Source organism: Micromonospora sp. NPDC057141 (assembly GCF_042670805.1).
Taxonomy (GTDB): Bacteria; Actinomycetota; Actinomycetes; order Mycobacteriales; family Micromonosporaceae; genus Micromonospora.
The window spans coordinates 43,426-59,267 of record NZ_JBHUVA010000026.1 but is presented as its reverse complement, the minus strand read 5'-3'; the positions used below and the strand labels follow the sequence as shown (position 1 = coordinate 59,267).

The window sequence follows — 15,842 nt, the reverse complement described above, 5'->3', positions numbered from 1 at the left end:
GCCCTACGGGTCACTTTGTGCCGGGCCCCGGCCCGGGGGGGGGGGGGTGGGGGGCCCCCCCCCCCCAGCCCGCCGCGGATCGGCCAACCGCGTCCCCGGCCCGATCCGGCCACGGGCGATGCGACCGCGCGGGTGAGCGCGCCCAGCGGGTCGGCCAGCAGCTCAGCGAAGCCGAGCTCGGCGGCGTCGCCGAGGGCCGACGTGCGCAGCCGTACCCGCTCCCTGGCCACCGGCAGCACGTTGCTCGCGATGCGGGCCCGGACCTGCTCCGCCGCGCCCGGATAGACGTCGCGCAGCATCCCGCCGAAGATCACCACCCCGGGGTTGATCAGGTTCGCCGCCCCGATGCCGAGCCAGTCGCCGATGCAGCGCAGCGCCTCCCGGGCAGCGGGGTGGTCGCCATCGGGCGCAGGTGCCGCCACCCGGCGAGGTCGCCGCGCCGCTGGCCTGTCGAAATTCCCGCCGACCAGTTATATTGACGCCACTCGCTGACTGGTTTGGAGGTGTTTGTCGTGAGAGTCCGATCGATCATGGTGGCGGCGGTCGCGGCGGGTCTCGCGGTGACCGGCGCGGGCGCCGCAGCCCTCGCCCACCCGCCGACGCCCGGCGGCCCCCGCCCGGCGGCCCATGCCGCCCTGGCCGTCGGCGACTTCGACTTCAGCCGCCCGCAGGTCGCCGCCAGCGGCCTGACGGTGCCCTGGGGGATGGACTTCCTGCCCGACGGCAGCGCCCTGGTGACGCTGCGCAACTCCGCCCAGGTGCTCCGGGTGCGGCCCGGTCAGGCGACCGAGGCGGTGGCCCAGATCTCCGGCGTGACCCCGGTCGGCGAGGGTGGCCTGCTCGGCCTCGCCGTCTCCCCGACGTACACCCAGGACGGCTACGTCTACGTCTACCTCACCACCGCCACGGACAACCGGATCGTCCGGTTCCGGCTCACCGACCCGCAGACCCAGACGCCGATCCTCACCGGCCTGGCCCGGGCCAGCACCCACGACGGCGGACGCATCGCCTTCGGGCCGGACGGACTGCTCTACGCCGGAGTCGGCGACGCGGGGCAGACCGCCACCGCGCAGAACCCGCAGAGCCGCAACGGCAAGATCCTGCGGATGCGGCCGGACGGATCGGTCCCGGTGGACAACCCGTTCCCCGGGTCGCTGGTCTACAGCCTCGGCCACCGCAACGTGCAGGGCCTGGCCTGGGACGCCCAGGGCCGGCTCTACGCCACCGAGTTCGGGCAGAACACCTGGGACGAGGTCAACCTCGTCGTCGCCGGCGGCAACTACGGCTGGCCGACGGTGGAGGGGCGGGGCAACGACCCCCGGTTCCGCGACCCGCTGCTGGTCTGGACGACCGCCGAGGCGTCCCCGAGCGGCGCGGCGATCGCCGGCGACCGGCTCTTCGTCGCCGCGCTGCGCGGCACCCGGCTGTGGAACGTGCCGCTCGACGGCGCCGGCGGCGTGGGCACCCCGGTCCCCGAACTGGTCGGCGCGTACGGGCGGCTGCGCACGGTCGAGTACGGCCCGGACGGGTGGCTCTGGGTCGCCACCAGCAACCGCGACGGGCGCGGCTCGCCGGCGGCGACCGACGACCGGATCCTGCGCTTCCCGCCGCGCGACACCACGCCCCCGCCGACCACCCAGCCCACCACGACTCCCCCGTCGACGACCGCCCCGCCGACCACCCAGCCCACGACGGCTCCGCCGGCCACCTGCCTGGTCACCTGGACGCCCCACCAGTGGACCGGCGGGTTCACGGCGGACGTGCGGATCAGCAACCGTGGGCCGGCGCTGAACGGGTGGTCGTTGACCTGGTCGTTCGCCGCCGACCAGCGGATCACCAACGCCTGGAACGCGCAGGTCACCCAGTCCGGGGCCGGCGTCACCGCAAGTAACGTCGACTGGAACGGCAGCCTGCCGCAGGGCGGCACGGCGAGCTTCGGCTTCCAGGCGAGCTACGGCGCGAGCAACTCGCGCCCCGACGACTTCGCGCTCAACGGTGCTGCCTGCCAGGTCGGTCAGTAGGCGGCGGCACCGGGATTCCCCGACGGGCGGTGGAGCCGGATGATTCTGGGGTGACCAACCCCGGATCAGCACGGCACCCGCGGTGGTGGTCGGCGGCTGCCGCCGCGGGTGCCACCGCCGTCGCCGTCGCGGGTGCCACCGCCGTCGCCGTCGCCGTCGCCCCGGGCCCGGCGGTGGCGGGGCCCGTCGCGGGGCTCGCGCCGCCGTCGGGCCGGCCGGTGTGCGACATCCGCGACGACCGGTTGACCGAGATTTCCGGCCTGGTCGCCACCGACGACGGGTTCGTCGTCGTCAACGACGGCGCCGACGAGGAGTCCCGCCGCCGGATCTTCTTCCTCGACGCCCGCTGCGCGGTGGCGCGGACGGTGCGCTATCCGTCGCGGCCACGGGACACCGAGGACCTGGCCGTCGGCGCGGACGGCACGATCTGGGTCGCCGACATCGGCGACAACGACCGGGCCCGCCGGACCGTCGCACTGTGGAAACTGTCGCCCGGGGCGGCACGGCCGGTGCTGCACCGCCTGACCTACCCGGACGGGGCGCACGACGCGGAGGCCCTCCTGGTCGACGGTGCCGGGCGGCCGGTGATCGTGACGAAGCAGGGCGGCAGCGCTGGCCTGTACCGCCCGGCCGTGCCGCTGCGGGCGGGCGGGACCGTGCCGCTGGCCAGGGTGGGGCAGGTGCGGCTGCCGTCCACCACGACCCGTAACCCGTACTCCTTCGTGGGCCGGGGCGTGGTCACCGGCGGGGCGAGCGCGCCCGACGGGCGGCGGGTCGTCCTGCGCACCTACGCCGACGCCTTCGAGTTCGACGTCGCCGACGGTGATCTCGTCGCGGCGCTCACCACCGGCCGGCCGAGGAGCATCGCGCTGCCGGACGAACCGCAGGGCGAGTCGGTCAGCTACAGCCGCGACGGCCGGTCCCTGCTCACGGTCTCCGAGACGGCGAACCAGCCACCCGGCACGCGACCGAGGATCCTGCGCTACGCCCTGGCCCCCGGGCCGACCCCGTCCGGGCGCCGAACCGACCCGGGGCCGACCGGCCGCGCCGACGACCGTGGTGGCGGGGTCGACGACCGCACAGCCACCGGACGCGGCGTCCGCGACCGTGCCGAGCGCGGCGGCACCGCATCTCTCCTGGTGGGCGGCGTCGCGGTGGCGTTGGCGCTGGTCGCGCTGGCAACGGTCGTGGCGAGGGGCGCCCGACGCGGCGGACGGTAGCCCGTGACGCGGTCGTGGCGTGTGCGGCAGCGACGGTCGTCGCGGTGGTGGCGGTGTCGCGGGCAGTTCTGCGCCGCGCCGGTCGGGGCGCACCCCGATTCGGCCCGCCCGCACCTGAAAGTATCGCCCGGTGACGATCCATTGTGGGTGTTAGCGGTCACACGTTATGGTGTCGGCGGCCAGGGTGAAGGGCACGCTCCAGCCACGGGCCGCCGGTTGTCCGCTCGGACACCGGGGCCGGCGGCGCAGCCGCACGGGCACTGCCGACGGTTGGCCTTCCCGCGCCGTACCCGGCAGTTGCGGTGGTGCGCCGACCCGCCGCGCCTCCGTTCATCCTCGTCCGCCGCCCGCGGGCGGACCTCGACGGGGATCACCGCCGCGCCCGGATCCAGCACCGCGCCCCGGCGCGTCCCTCGCCCGGGCAACCACCATCGGGAGGATACGCATGACACGAAGAACTCGCCTGTTCGGCGCCGCGGCGGCCGTCATGGCGGTCGTCGCCACCGCCGTCACGCTCGCGATCGCCCCCGCCAACGCCGAGTCCAACGGCGGCGTCCGGGTGATGCCGCTCGGCGACTCGATCACGGACGGCTTCAACGTACCCGGCGGCTACCGCATCGACCTGTGGCAGAAGTTCGCCGCCGGCGGCTACCGGATCGACTTCGTCGGCTCGATGTTCAACGGGCCGGCCAGCCTCGGCGACCACGACCACGAGGGTCACTCGGGGTGGACCATCTCCCAGGTCGATGCCAACGTCGTCAACTGGCTGCGGGCGACGACCCCCCGCACGGTGCTGCTGCACATCGGCACCAACGACATGTACGGCGACCCGACCGCCGCCGCGTCCCGCCTCTCCACGCTGATCGACCGCATCACCACGACCGCGCCGACGGCGGACGTCTTCGTCGCGACGATCATCCCGCGGTCGGGCACCGAGAACGCCGTGCGGACGTACAACGCGGCCATCCCGGGCATCGTGCAGAGCAAGGTCAACGCTGGCCGCCACGTACACCTCGTGGACATCGGCAACGCGCTGACCTACGCCGACCTCGCCGACGGCATCCACCCCAACGCGACGGGCTACGGCAAGATGGCCACCGCCTGGTACAACGCGCTGCGTGCGGTGCCGGGCAGCATCGGTGGCACGCCCCCGACGACGACGCCCCCGCCCACGACGCCGCCGGCCACCACTCCTCCGCCCACGACGCCCCCGCCCACCACGCCCCCGGCGTCCGGGGCGTGCCGGGTGTCGTACACGGTCAACGCCTGGGGCACCGGCCTGACCGCCGCCGTCACGATCACCAACACCAGCGCCGTGACCGTCAATGGCTGGACCCTGGCGTTCACCCTGCCGAGCGGGCAGAGCATCACCAGCGGCTGGAACGCCACCTACACCCCCGCCAGCGGCGCGGTGACCGCCCGCAACGTCTCCTACAACGGCAGCGTCGCCCCGAACGGGTCGGTGGACATCGGGTTCCAGGCGAACCACACCGGCAACGCCGGCAAACCGTCCTCTTTCACCCTCAACGGCGCCACCTGCTCGACCGTCTGACGCCTGGCGGGCCCCCCGCACCCGTACCGTTCGTGGGGGGCCCGCCGGCCTGTGACCTGCATTACCTGTCGCCGGACGGGGAATCAGCTGCCGGGCCCCGGATTTGGAGCCTGTTGTGACCGTTGCATCATTTCCCGCCCGGCCGCGCGTCGACCGCGCCGGTGTGTCCCGATGACCGCCGCCACCGTGGCGCCGGCAGCCCCGCCGACGCCGGGCGACGCGATGAGCCGCCGGCAGCGCCTGCGGCTCGTCCTCGTGCTCGGCTCGCTGATCGCGGTGGGCCCGCTGACCATCGACATGTACCTGCCCACCTTCCCGGCGCTCGTCGCCGACTTCCGGACCACGTCGGCGGCGGTGCAGCTGACCCTCACCGGCACGCTCGCCGGCCTCGCCATCGGCCAGCTGCTGATCGGCCCGCTGTCGGACGCCGTCGGCCGGCGCAAGCCGCTGATCGCCGGCATCGCGCTGCACGTCGTGGCGTCGATGCTCTGCGTGGTCGCGCCGAGCGTCACCGTTCTCGGCGCGCTGCGGGTGGTGCAGGGCCTGGGCGTCGCGGCGGCCTCGGTGGTCGCGATGGCCGTGGTCCGCGACCTGTTCAGCGGCGCGGCCTTCGCCACCCTGCTGTCCCGGCTGCTGCTGGTCATGGGGGCCGCGCCGATCCTCGCGCCGACCCTCGGTGGCGGGCTGCTGCGTTGGACGGACTGGCGGGGCGTGTTCGTGGCCCTGGCTGCCTTCGGGGCGGTGCTCGTCATGGTCGCCGTGTTCGGCCTGCGCGAGACGCTGCCGGCCGACCGACGTCGGCGCGGCGGGGTGCTGGCCACCCTGGCCGTGTACGGCTCGCTGCTGCGCGACCGCACGTTCGTCGGCCTGGTGCTGGTCGCCGGCCTGGCCATGGCGGCGCTGTTCGCCTACGTGGCCGGGTCGTCGTTCGTCCTGCAACAGCAGTATGGCCTCGACGAGCAGCAGTTCGGGCTGGCCTTCGGGGCGGGCGCGGTCGGGCTGATCGGGGCGACCCAGTTCAACGTGCGGCTGCTGCGACGCCACTCCCCGCAGCGGATCCTCGTCGCGTCCCTGGGCGTGGGGACCCTGGCCGGGCTGGCGCTGCTCGTCTTCGCCGTGACCGGTTTGGGCGGGCTGCCGAGCCTGCTGGCGTCGCTGTGGGTGGTGCTCGCGGCGGCGGGGCTGGCGATGCCGAACGCGCCGGCCCTGGCCCTGTCCCGGCACGGCGAGGCGGCGGGCACGGCCTCCGCCCTGCTCGGCGCGGTGCAGTTCGGCGTCGGCGCGGTGGCCGCGCCCCTGGTGGGCGTGCTCGGCACCGGCGCGGTGGCGATGGCGCTGGTGGTGGCGGGCGGCATGGTGGCGGCCATGGCGGTCCTGCTCGTGGTCGTGCGGCCGGCCCGGCTCGCCGGCCCGTCGGCCGACGCGGTGGTCGTGGCGGCGCACTGACCGGCAGCACGCCCTCATTGTCACCCGGTGAGGCGAGCGTTAACATCGAGTAACTTCGATTGTTCGCGTGGGGGTGGCAGATGTATCGAACCGTCCGCCGGTCGTGGCGCCGGGCGGCGCTGACGGCCGTGACCGTCCTCGCGTCGCTCGCCACCGCGCTGCCGGCCGCCGGGGTCGCCGTGGCGTCGGCCGCCCCGGCCGCCGCGCCCCCGCCGGGCCAGGCCTCCCGCTACACGATGACTGCGTTCACCAACAGCAGCGAATCCAACATGTACGTCTACGAGTCGCCCGACGCCACCGGCTACCGACTGCTGCGCGGGCCCGCCTACACACCGCCGACCGGGCTGATCCGCGACCCGAGCATCATCCGGCACACCGACGGGCGATACTACGTCGTCTACACCACCAACTGGACGGGCAACACGATCGGCTTCGCGACCAGCACCGACCGGGTCAACTGGACGTTCCTGCGCAACCACACCATCCCGATGACGGTGCAGAACACCTGGGCGCCCGAGTGGTTCGTCGACAGCGACGGCAGCGTCAACGTGATCGTCTCGCTCTCCACCAACGGCGCCGACTTCAAGCCGTACCGGCTGCGCGCGACGAACACCTCGCTCACCGCGTTCGGGACGCCCACGCTCCTGGCCGGGATCGGCCCCAACCACATCGACACGTTCGTGGTGAAGGTCGGCGCGACCTATCACGCGTTCGCCAAGCAGGAGACCACCAAGTACGTCGAGCACGCCACGGCGAGCAGCCTGAACGGCCCCTACACCTTCGTCGGGACCGGCGACTGGGCCGGCTGGGGCGGCCCGCGCGAGGGCCAGGCGCTGGTGCAACTCGACAACGGCGGCTGGCGGATCTACTTCGACGGGTACACGGTCGGCAGGTACTACTTCAGCGACAGCTACGACGGGTTGCGCACCTGGACCGCGCCGGCCGAGCTGCCCGGGCTGTCCGGCTTCGCCCGCCACTTCACCGTGCTCCGCGAGACGGTGCCCGGCGGCGTCACCCTGCCCACCGGTGCGCGGTCGTTGCAGTCGGTCAACTTCCCGGACCGGTACGTGGCCCGCCGCGCCGACAACCTGGGCTACCTCGACCCGGCCTCGGCGTCCAGCCCGGCGCAGGCCCGGCAGGACGCCACCTTCACCGTTGTCGCCGGGCTCGCCGACGCCAACTGCTACTCGCTGCGCGCCGCCGATGGCCGGTACCTGCGACACTACGACTACCGGATCAGGGCCGACGTCAACGACGGCAGCGCGATCTTCGGGCGCGACGCGACGTTCTGTGCCCGGCCCGGCTCGGTCACCGGCGCGATCTCGCTGGAGTCCTACAACTATCCCGGCCGGTACCTGCGCCACTACGACTACGCGCTGCGCATCGACCTGTACCAGGACACCGCCGTCTTCCGGGCGGACAGCTCCTTCCGCCCGGTGGCCCCGCTGGTCTGACCCGTCGCGGCGTGGAGCCGGGGCCCCACGCCGCGACGCGCGATCAGTGGATCAGCACCGGGGCGGGCGTCTGCTCGTCGTCGAGCAGGTGGGACTTCTGACGCCGGCGCGGCAGGAAGAACGCCGGCACGAACGTCGCCAGTACCAGGGCGAAGCCCACCCAGAAGGTCGTGGCGAACGAGCCGGCGACGAACTCCAGGCCCCGCTGGAGCAGCCCCGGGTCGACCGGGAACTGCTGGGCCAGCTCCGGGTTCTGCTTGACGGCGATGGCGAGACCGGCCTCGGTGACCGGCGCACCCGTGTTCGGGTCGACCGCACCCGGGATGGCCGGCGAGTCGTTCAGCTTGCTGGTCAGGATCACCGACATGAGCGCCGAACCGACCGACCCGGCGATCTGCTGGAGGATGTTCAGCAGCGTGGAACCCCGGGCCACCTCGTGGTTCGTCAGCGTCTTCAGCGCCGACGTCATGATCGGCATCATCGTGCCGCCCATGCCGAGGCCCATCACGAACAGCGAGCCGCACAGCAGCAGGTAGGACGTGCCGGTGTCGACCTGGGTGAAGGCGAAGAAGCCGGCCGCGATCAGCACCAGCGCGAACGGCACCGTCCGGCCGACCGGGATCTTGTCGGCCAGCATGCCGGCGATCGGCATGGTGACCATCGCGCCGATGCCCTGCGGCGCCATCAGCAGGCCGGCGTCGAGCGTCGACTCGCCGCGCACCTGGAGGAAGTAGCTCGGGAACAGCAGGCCGGCGCCCATGAACGCGACCATGAAGACGGCCATCGTGACGGACGCCACGGTGAGGTTGCGGTCGCGCAGCAGCCGCAGGTCGAGCAGCGGGTGCTTCGGCTTGAACGAGTAGACGACGAACGCGACGACCAGCACCCCGCCGACGAGCATCGGCAGCCACACCTTGCGGTCGCCGAACGTGCCGGTCTCGGGCAGCGACGACACCCCGTACAGGAAGAGGGCCAGGCCCGGCGAGAGCATCAGCATGCCGACGAAGTCGAACGATTCCGACGGCTCCGGGGCGTCCTTCGGCAGCGCCCACTGCGCGTAGGCCAGCGCGACGACGCCGATCGGCAAGTTGATCAGGAAGATCCAGTGCCAGCTCGCCACGTCGATCAGCCAGCCGCCCAGGATCGGGCCGCCGATCGGGCCGAGCAGCATCGGGATGCCCAGCACCGCCATCAGCCGGCCGATCCGCTCCGGCCCGGCCGCCCGCGTCATGATGGTCATGCCGAGCGGCATCAGCATGCCGCCGCCGAGGCCCTGCAACACTCGGTAGCCGATGAGCTGGCCGATGGAGTCGGCAGTGGCGCACAGGCCCGAGCCGAGCGTGAACAGCACGAGCGCCGCCATGTAGAGCCGCTTCGTGCCGAACCGGTCGGCGGCCCAGCCGGTCAGCGGGATGACCGTGGCCAGCGCCAGCGTGTAGCCGGTCATCGTCCAGGCGACCCGGGCGTAGGAGGCGTCGAATTCGGTCTGGAACGTGGGCAGCGCCACGCTGACCACGGTTACGTCGAGGATCGACATGATCGCGCCGAGGACGACGACCCCGGCGATCTTCAGTACGGCGGCGTCGAGCTTGGCCGGCGCCGCGGGTTGACTGCTCACAGCAAATCTCCTGGTGAAGCTTGCGGGGTGACGCCGAGCGGCCGTGCACCAGCCGGTGACGTTAACAAGGCTCACCGACACTTCACCGGCCTTTATCGCCTCCGTGGGCTGTGGTCACGGTCACTGTCCGCGCCGGCCGGCGCCGCCACCCCGCTCAGTGGATCCGCCGCCCCCGCACGTCCGGCACCCCGGACTTGCGGAGAAAGTAGGTGTTGATCTGGTCCCGCCACTCGATGGCGCAGCGCAACTGCTCGTCCAGGCGCTCGGTCACCCGGGCGTGCACCGCCGGGTCGATCACCCCGGCGAGGCGCCGCCACCGCTGCCGCATCTGCGCCACCTGCTGCACCCCGGCGAAGTGGGTGTCGTAGATGTGCTGGATGACGGTCGAGCCGCTGCGCAGCACGTGCCCGTACGGGACGTGATGGAAGAACAGCAGCAGCTCGTCTGGGCAGTCGGGCAGCGACTCGTACACCTGCGACCACGGCTGCGGATACTGGCCCGTGAATCCGGTGCCCGTGGCGCGGGTGCGGTCCACGCCCACCCCGTCGCGGTCGGCGAAGTGGTAGGTGCCCCACCGCGAGTACTCGTAGCCGTCGACGTCGGGGCCGTAGTGGTGGTGGGCCGGGCTGACCATGAAGCCGACGCCCAGCGGGGCGGTGTACCGCTCGTAGACGCGCCAGGAGTCGTCCATGACGGCATGCAGCGTCTCGCGTACCAGCGCCGGGTCGCCGACCGTCGACGCTGGGAAGGTGAGGTCGATCCACTCGTCGAGGACGGCGACCGAGTCCAACCGGGGGTCCCAGGCGAGCCGGCCGTAGGCGTACAGGTTGGCCTGGGCGAGGGGGTGCCCCGTCCAGAACGGGTCGTCGCCCACGTTGGCCACGGCGGCCAGGCCGCCGCCGGCCGCCGGGCCCGGCCCCGAGCCGGCGGCCACGTCGGCGACCGTCGGCCCGCCCGGCACCCACGGCGCGAACGCCAGCACCTCGCTCCAGCAGGGCGCGAGGTAGCACACGTGCTGCTGCTGGCCCGTGTATTCCTGGGTGACCTGGAACTCCACCGCCAGCCGGGTCGCCGGCATCGCGGCCAGCACCGGCGACACCGGCTCCCGCGGCTGGAAGTCGACCGGGCCGAACTTCACCTGGACCACCACGTTGTCGCGGAACCGGCCGTCGAGCGGGGCGAAGTGGTCGTATGCGGCCCGCGCCCGGTCGGTCGAGCGGTCCCGCCAGTCCTGCCGGTGGTCGTAGACGAACGCCCGCCAGTGCACCACGCCCCCGAACGGCGCCAGGGCCGCCGCGAGCAGGTTCGCGCCGTCGGCGTGGTCGCGCCCGTACGTGAACGGGCCCGGCTGGCCCTCGGAGTCGGCCTTCACCACGTAGCCGCCGAAGTCCGGGATGAGCTCGTACACGCGGCGGGTGGCGGCGGCCCACCACGCGCGCACCGCCGGGTCGAGCGGGTCGGCGGTCGGCAGGCCGCCGAGGACGACGGGCGCGGCGAAGGTGACCGACAGGTGTACCCGTACGCCGTACGGGCGCAGCGCGTCGGCCAGCTCGGCGACGTCGCCGAGGCGGTCGCTGAGCAGCCGCGCCTCGGTGGCATGGACGTTGACGTTGTTCACCGAGATCGCGTTGACGCCGCACGCGGCCAGCAGCCGCCCGTACGCGCGGACCCGGTCCAGGTCGCGGCGCGCCGCCCCGGCCCGCCAGAAGATCGACCCGCCCGCGTAGCCCCGCTCCACCTGCCCCATCACCGGGTCCACGTCGACGTTGTCCCAGTGGTCGAGCATGCGCAGCGCCATCGCCGGTGTGTGCCGCCGGGCCGGGCGGTCGCCGTCGAACGCCGCCGCGCCGAGGCGCACCACGTGGAACAGCCCGTACAGCAGGCCGGCCGGCGCGTCGGCCAGCACCACCGTGACGCCCCCGGCGCGGGCCAGCGCGAACCCCTCGGTGCCGAGTGGCCCGCCCGCCCCGGCCGCCCGAGCCAGCGCCGCAGCGGCTGCGGGCAGGGGGCCGGCGTCGCGCAGCGCGAGCACCAGGTCCACCTCCCGGTCCCCGGAGGTCCGGTCCGCCCGCCCGCCGTGCCGGGCGCAGGCCCGCTCGACCTCGTCGAAGGCGGTGTCGACGAGCCCTCCGTCGCCGCGCACGAGGACGCGGCGCGAGCCGAGCGGGGCGAACGCCTCCGGCGGCAGCCAGGCAGCGTGCACGGGCTGGGCGGCGTCGGTCACCGGTCCTCCCGCAGCACCACGACGCCCCGCGCCGGCAGCCGAAGCGGGCCGCCCGTGGCCGTGCGGTCGCCGGTGAGCAGGTCCACGCCGCCGGCCTGGGCGGTCGTCTCGACGGCCTCGGCGCGGTGGTTGAGCAGGAACCGCAGCCGGGTGCCGTCCGGGGCGACCCGCACGGCCGTCTCCAGGTCCGGCACGTCCGCGTACGGGCCGACGAGGCCGTGCCGGTCCAGCACCCGCCGCACGACCCAGGACACCCCCTGCTGGTCCAGCCCGGCGGCGACGTACCAGCCGTGGCCGGCGCCGAAGGAGTTGCGGGTGACCGCCGGGGTGCCGGCGTAGAAGTCCGCCCGGTACGTCCCGACGACCTCGGCCCCCTGCGGGATCACCAGCTCGAACAGCAGCCGGGAGGCGACCTCGACCCGGTCGGGCCCGGTGCCGAGCGCGACCGGGTTGACCACGTCGGCCTCGCGGGCGTCCCACTCGTCGACGCGCGCCCCCGTCAGCCGCCCGAGCGGACCGGGCACGTCGGTCAGGAACGCCTGGTCGTTCTCGTCCACCCGCCCGGACAGGAACGTCGTCACCACCGACCCGCCCCGCTCGGCCACCCGCTCCAGCCGCCGCGCCAGGTCGCCCTTGATCATGTGCAGCGCCGGGGCGAGCACCACGTCGTAGCCCGACAGGTCGGCCGTCACCGCGACGACGTCGACGTCGGCACCCGCGTCCCACAGCGCCCGGTGGTACGCCAGCACCACCTGCTGGTAGCGGACCAACCGGGACGGGCCGTCGGATATCTCCAGCGCCCACCAGCTGTCCCAGTCGAACAGCAGCGCCACCCGCGCCGGGGTCCGCGCCCCCAGCGTCGCCCCGCCGAGGCGCTCCAGCTCCGCGCCCAGCTCGGCGACCTCCCGGAACACCCGGGTGTCGGAGCGCCCGGCGTGGCCGATGACCGCGCCGTGGTACTTCTCGCAGGCCCCCCGCGACGCCCGCAGCTGGAAGAACAGCACCGCGTCCGCGCCGTGCGCCACCGCCTGCCAGCTCCACAGCCGCATCAGCCCCGGCCGCTTGAGCGGGTTGACGTCCCGGCAGGCCGTGAAGCTGGGCGTCTGCTCCATCAGCCAGAACGGCTGGCCGTCCTTGAGGCCGCGCATCAGGTCGTGGGTCAGTGCCATCCGCGCCGCCGAGTCGTCGTCGGGCGGGTAGTTGTCCCAGGACGCGAAGTCCAGGTGCGGGGCCCACCGGTGGTAGTCGATCGGCCGGTACATGCCCATGAAGTTCGTGGTGACCGGCACGTCGGGGCTGGACTCGCGGATGGCCGCCTTCTCGTCGAGGAAGTTGGCCAGCATCGCGTCGGAGGTGAACCGCAGGTAGTCCAGGGTGATGCCCTGGAACGCGGTGTGGTCGGGCCCGCGCCAGTGTTCGGTCAGCGCAGACGGCGGCTCGATCTCGTCCCAGTCGGTGAAGGTGTGCGACCAGAAGGTCGTGTACCAGGCGGCGTTGAGCGCGTCGAGGGTGCCGTGCCGCTCGCGCAGCCAGTCGCGGAAAGCCGCCGCGCACCGCTCGCAGTAGCAGGCCCCGCCGTACTCGTTGCCGGCGTGCCACGCCACCACCGCCGGGTTCCCGGCGTACCGGCGGGCGACCCGGCGGGCCAGCTCGGCCGAGAGCCGGCGGAACACCGGGGAGCTGGGGCAGGAGTTGTGGCGCTGCCCGAACCGGTGCCGGCGGCCCTCGAAGTCGACGCGGGTCACCTCGGGATGGGCACGGGCCAGCCACGCCGGGTGCGCGCCGGTGCCGGTGGCCAGGCAGATCGACCGACCCTCGGCGGCGGCCCGCTCGACGACCCGGTCCAGCAGCGAGAAGTCGTACCTGTCGGGGGCGGGCTGGGTCAGCGCCCAGTCGAACACGCCGAGGGTGACGGTGTCGATCCGGGCCGAGTCGAAGAGCCGGTAGTCCTGCTTCCACACGTCCTCGGGCCACTGCTGCGGGTTGTAGTCCCCTCCGAAGGCCACCTTCGCGGTGCGGGGCAGGCTCATGCAACGAACTCCTTCCGGATCGTCTCGACCATCGGGGCGGCGACGCGCAGCAGCGCGAGGGCCCACACCGAGCCCGCCAGCGCGAGCACCGCCTCCGAGGTGACCGCCGTGCCGGCGGCTCCCGCCACGAGCACCAGGGCCGCGCCGATGCTCACCCCGGGGGCGCGGACCGTGAAGTGCAGGGCGAGGCGGGCGACGTCGCGGGCCCGGAACGCGAACAGGGAGGTGATCACCAGCGCGTTCACCCCGACGAGGGTCGCCACGGCGGCGACGCCGACCAGCGGCACCGCCCACCACCGGGGCACGGCCGCCGCGTCGAGGTGGGTGAGGTTCACCGCGACGACGGTGAGCCACACCAGCAGCGGCACCCAGATCCGCAGCACCCCCGCCAGGTTGGCCCGGTAGCCCCGCCGGAACGCGGCGGCGGGCCGCAGGTCGGTCAGGTCGGGGCGCTGGTGGTGCAGCGCGTACAGCGCGGCCGAAAGCGCCGGGCCCAGCGGCAGCGCGCAGGCCGCGTAGAGCGGGATGTTGCTGGCGTCCGGGTCGAGCAGGACCAGCGGGACCAGGCCGGGCAGGCAGGCCAGCAGCAGGAGCAGCTCGACGACGAGCAGGGTGTGGACCCGCGCGGCCGCCCGCGACAACGGCCCGACACCGAACTGCCGCGCGGCCGGCGCGTCCCCGCCGCTCACGGCCGATCTTCCCCGTCGGCCCGGCCGCCGTCGCCTGGTCCGTCGTCGCCGTTGTCGGTCCCGTCGCGGCCGGGCCCGCCGAGCAGCCGGGCGTCGTCCCACCACGGCGGGGTCTCGTCGCGTACGGCCGTCAGCTCGACCAGCGTCACCTCGTGCCGGGCGAGGGTGAGGTCGACCTCGGCCCGGCCGGCCACCACCGGCAGGCTGCGGTGGGTGCGGGCCGGCTCGGCGGCCTCCCGCAGCGCGTCGAGCTGGCGGGGCAGCGGGGAGTGGGGACGACCCATCTCGCCCCAGGCCGCGTAGACGTTGCCCGCCTCCTCGCTCACCGACGAGCGCGCCAGGTACGCCGACGTCGCCCCGGGCGCGTCCAGCGGCACCGACAGCGCCAGGGTGTGCCGCTCGGGCGCGGGTACCCGGCCGGTGACGTCCACCGGCGCCCACGCCAGGACGGTGACCCGGCCGTCGGCGTCCCGGGTGACCAGGTGGTCCGCGCCCCGGGCGAGGACCTGATCGCCCATCCGGGCCAGGAACGCGTACAGGTGGTAGGTGGGCTTCTTGACCTGGCGGTGGGTGAGCAGGCCGAACCCGCCATGCAACAGCGCCGTCGGAATCCCCACCTCCTCGAACACGTCGCTGAACGTCCAGTACGAGAAGGAGTCGACCAGGTCGCCGCCGGCGGCCACCACGGGGGCGAGGTACGCGGCGTGGAACGCGGTGTCGTGGATCGGGTTGTCGGGCCGGTAGGAGGAGTTGAACTCGGTGATGTGCACGGGCAGCTCCGCCAGGGCGGTGCCGGCCAGCAGCCGGCGCGGCGCGGCGAACTGCTCCAGCAGGTGTTCCGCCGGGGCGAGCCTCTGGTGGGTGCCGAACGGCACGTGCTGCGCCGGCCCGGAGGTGTAGGCGTGCCGGCTGACGAAGTCGCACGGCACGTCCCGCGCGGCAACGAACTCGGCGAAGGGGACCAGCCACTCGTCGGAGCCGGGGGAGATGGCGGGGCCGCCGACCTGCAGGGACGCGTCGACCTCCTTCACGGCGTGCGCCGACACCTCGTACAGCCGGTGGTAGGCGTCGCGGTCCGCGTCGGGCCAGAAGGCCGTCAGGTTCGGCTCGTTCCACACCTCGATGGGCCAGCCGCGCACCTCGTCGAGACCGTACCGGTCGACCAGGTGCGCGACCGTGGTCCGGACCAGGTCCGCCCACTCCGTCCAGGAGGCCGGCGGGGTGACGTTGCCCTGCCACCAGAACACCGTCTGGTCGCCGGAGGCCAGGCCCGACGGCATGAAGCCCAGCTCCACGAAGGGCCGGATCCCCAGCTCCAGGTACGCGTCGACGACCTGGTCGACGTACGTGAAGGAGCGCCGCACGCGCCGCGACCCCGCGTGCTCGTAGGGGCGGTGCACGCCGACGCCGTCGCTGAGCAGGCCGTGCCCCCGGATGTGCCGGAAGCCGATGTCCCGTTGGATGAGCGCCAGCGAGTCCTGGTAGTCGCGCCGCAGCGCCAACTCGAACCGGCCGGTGCCGACGCAGGCCCGCCAGGCGTCGGTCAGCCGGCCCGTGGGCCGCTCGGGTACGTGGATCCGCATCGTCG

Annotated in this window: 10 protein-coding genes and 1 pseudogene; 5 read left to right on the top strand and 6 right to left on the bottom strand. The window is 73.8% G+C overall.

What is annotated here, in order from left to right; translation table 11 throughout:
* Positions 1-422: pseudogene (locus ACFT41_RS16130) on the bottom strand (hypothetical protein); the annotation flags it as partial.
* Positions 423-512: 90 nt separating this feature from the next.
* Here ACFT41_RS16130 and ACFT41_RS16125 point away from each other — a divergent pair.
* The 5 genes from ACFT41_RS16125 to ACFT41_RS16105 all read left to right on the top strand — a co-directional run bounded on the left by ACFT41_RS16125 (position 513) and on the right by ACFT41_RS16105 (position 7,693).
* A complete protein-coding gene (locus ACFT41_RS16125) occupies positions 513-2,021 on the top strand; it encodes a PQQ-dependent sugar dehydrogenase (protein WP_377588979.1) in 1,509 nt (502 codons plus the stop codon).
* A 50-nt stretch (positions 2,022-2,071) separates the two neighbouring features.
* Positions 2,072-3,241, top strand: a complete 1,170-nt coding sequence (locus ACFT41_RS16120) for a hypothetical protein (protein ID WP_377588978.1) — start codon at positions 2,072-2,074, stop codon at positions 3,239-3,241.
* A gap of 445 nt (positions 3,242-3,686) precedes the next feature.
* Positions 3,687-4,793, top strand: a complete 1,107-nt coding sequence (locus ACFT41_RS16115; RefSeq protein ID WP_377588977.1) for a cellulose binding domain-containing protein — start codon at positions 3,687-3,689, stop codon at positions 4,791-4,793.
* A 222-nt stretch (positions 4,794-5,015) separates the two neighbouring features.
* Positions 5,016-6,239 carry a multidrug effflux MFS transporter gene (locus tag ACFT41_RS16110; RefSeq protein WP_377588980.1) on the top strand — a complete coding sequence of 408 codons (1,224 nt, stop codon included), beginning with the start codon at positions 5,016-5,018 and terminating at the stop codon, positions 6,237-6,239.
* An 80-nt stretch (positions 6,240-6,319) separates the two neighbouring features.
* Positions 6,320-7,693, top strand: a complete 1,374-nt coding sequence (locus ACFT41_RS16105) for a glycoside hydrolase family 43 protein (protein WP_377588975.1) — start codon at positions 6,320-6,322, stop codon at positions 7,691-7,693.
* Positions 7,694-7,736: 43 nt separating this feature from the next.
* Here the strand turns inward: ACFT41_RS16105 and ACFT41_RS16100 are convergent, their stop codons facing one another.
* From ACFT41_RS16100 to ACFT41_RS16080, 5 genes are all read right to left on the bottom strand, one after another.
* Positions 7,737-9,311: a DHA2 family efflux MFS transporter permease subunit gene (locus tag ACFT41_RS16100; RefSeq protein ID WP_377588974.1), complete on the bottom strand. Its 1,575-nt coding sequence runs from the start codon at positions 9,309-9,311 to the stop codon at positions 7,737-7,739.
* A gap of 154 nt (positions 9,312-9,465) precedes the next feature.
* Positions 9,466-11,535, bottom strand: coding sequence for an alpha-glucuronidase (locus ACFT41_RS16095; protein ID WP_377613901.1), 2,070 nt, complete (start codon positions 11,533-11,535; stop codon positions 9,466-9,468).
* Positions 11,532-13,565 carry a beta-galactosidase gene (locus ACFT41_RS16090; RefSeq protein ID WP_377588970.1) on the bottom strand — a complete coding sequence of 678 codons (2,034 nt, stop codon included), beginning with the start codon at positions 13,563-13,565 and terminating at the stop codon, positions 11,532-11,534. Before ACFT41_RS16090 ends, ACFT41_RS16095 begins: the two co-directional genes overlap by 4 nt.
* The gene (locus tag ACFT41_RS16085; protein WP_377588968.1) at positions 13,562-14,254 is read right to left on the bottom strand and encodes a hypothetical protein; all 693 of its coding nucleotides are present in this window, start codon (positions 14,252-14,254) and stop codon (positions 13,562-13,564) included. The genes ACFT41_RS16090 and ACFT41_RS16085 overlap by 4 nt, the downstream gene beginning before the upstream one ends.
* Positions 14,251-15,837 carry a xylan 1,4-beta-xylosidase gene (locus ACFT41_RS16080; RefSeq protein ID WP_377588966.1) on the bottom strand — a complete coding sequence of 529 codons (1,587 nt, stop codon included), beginning with the start codon at positions 15,835-15,837 and terminating at the stop codon, positions 14,251-14,253. Before ACFT41_RS16080 ends, ACFT41_RS16085 begins: the two co-directional genes overlap by 4 nt.
* Between the last annotated feature and the right edge of the window lie 5 nt (positions 15,838-15,842).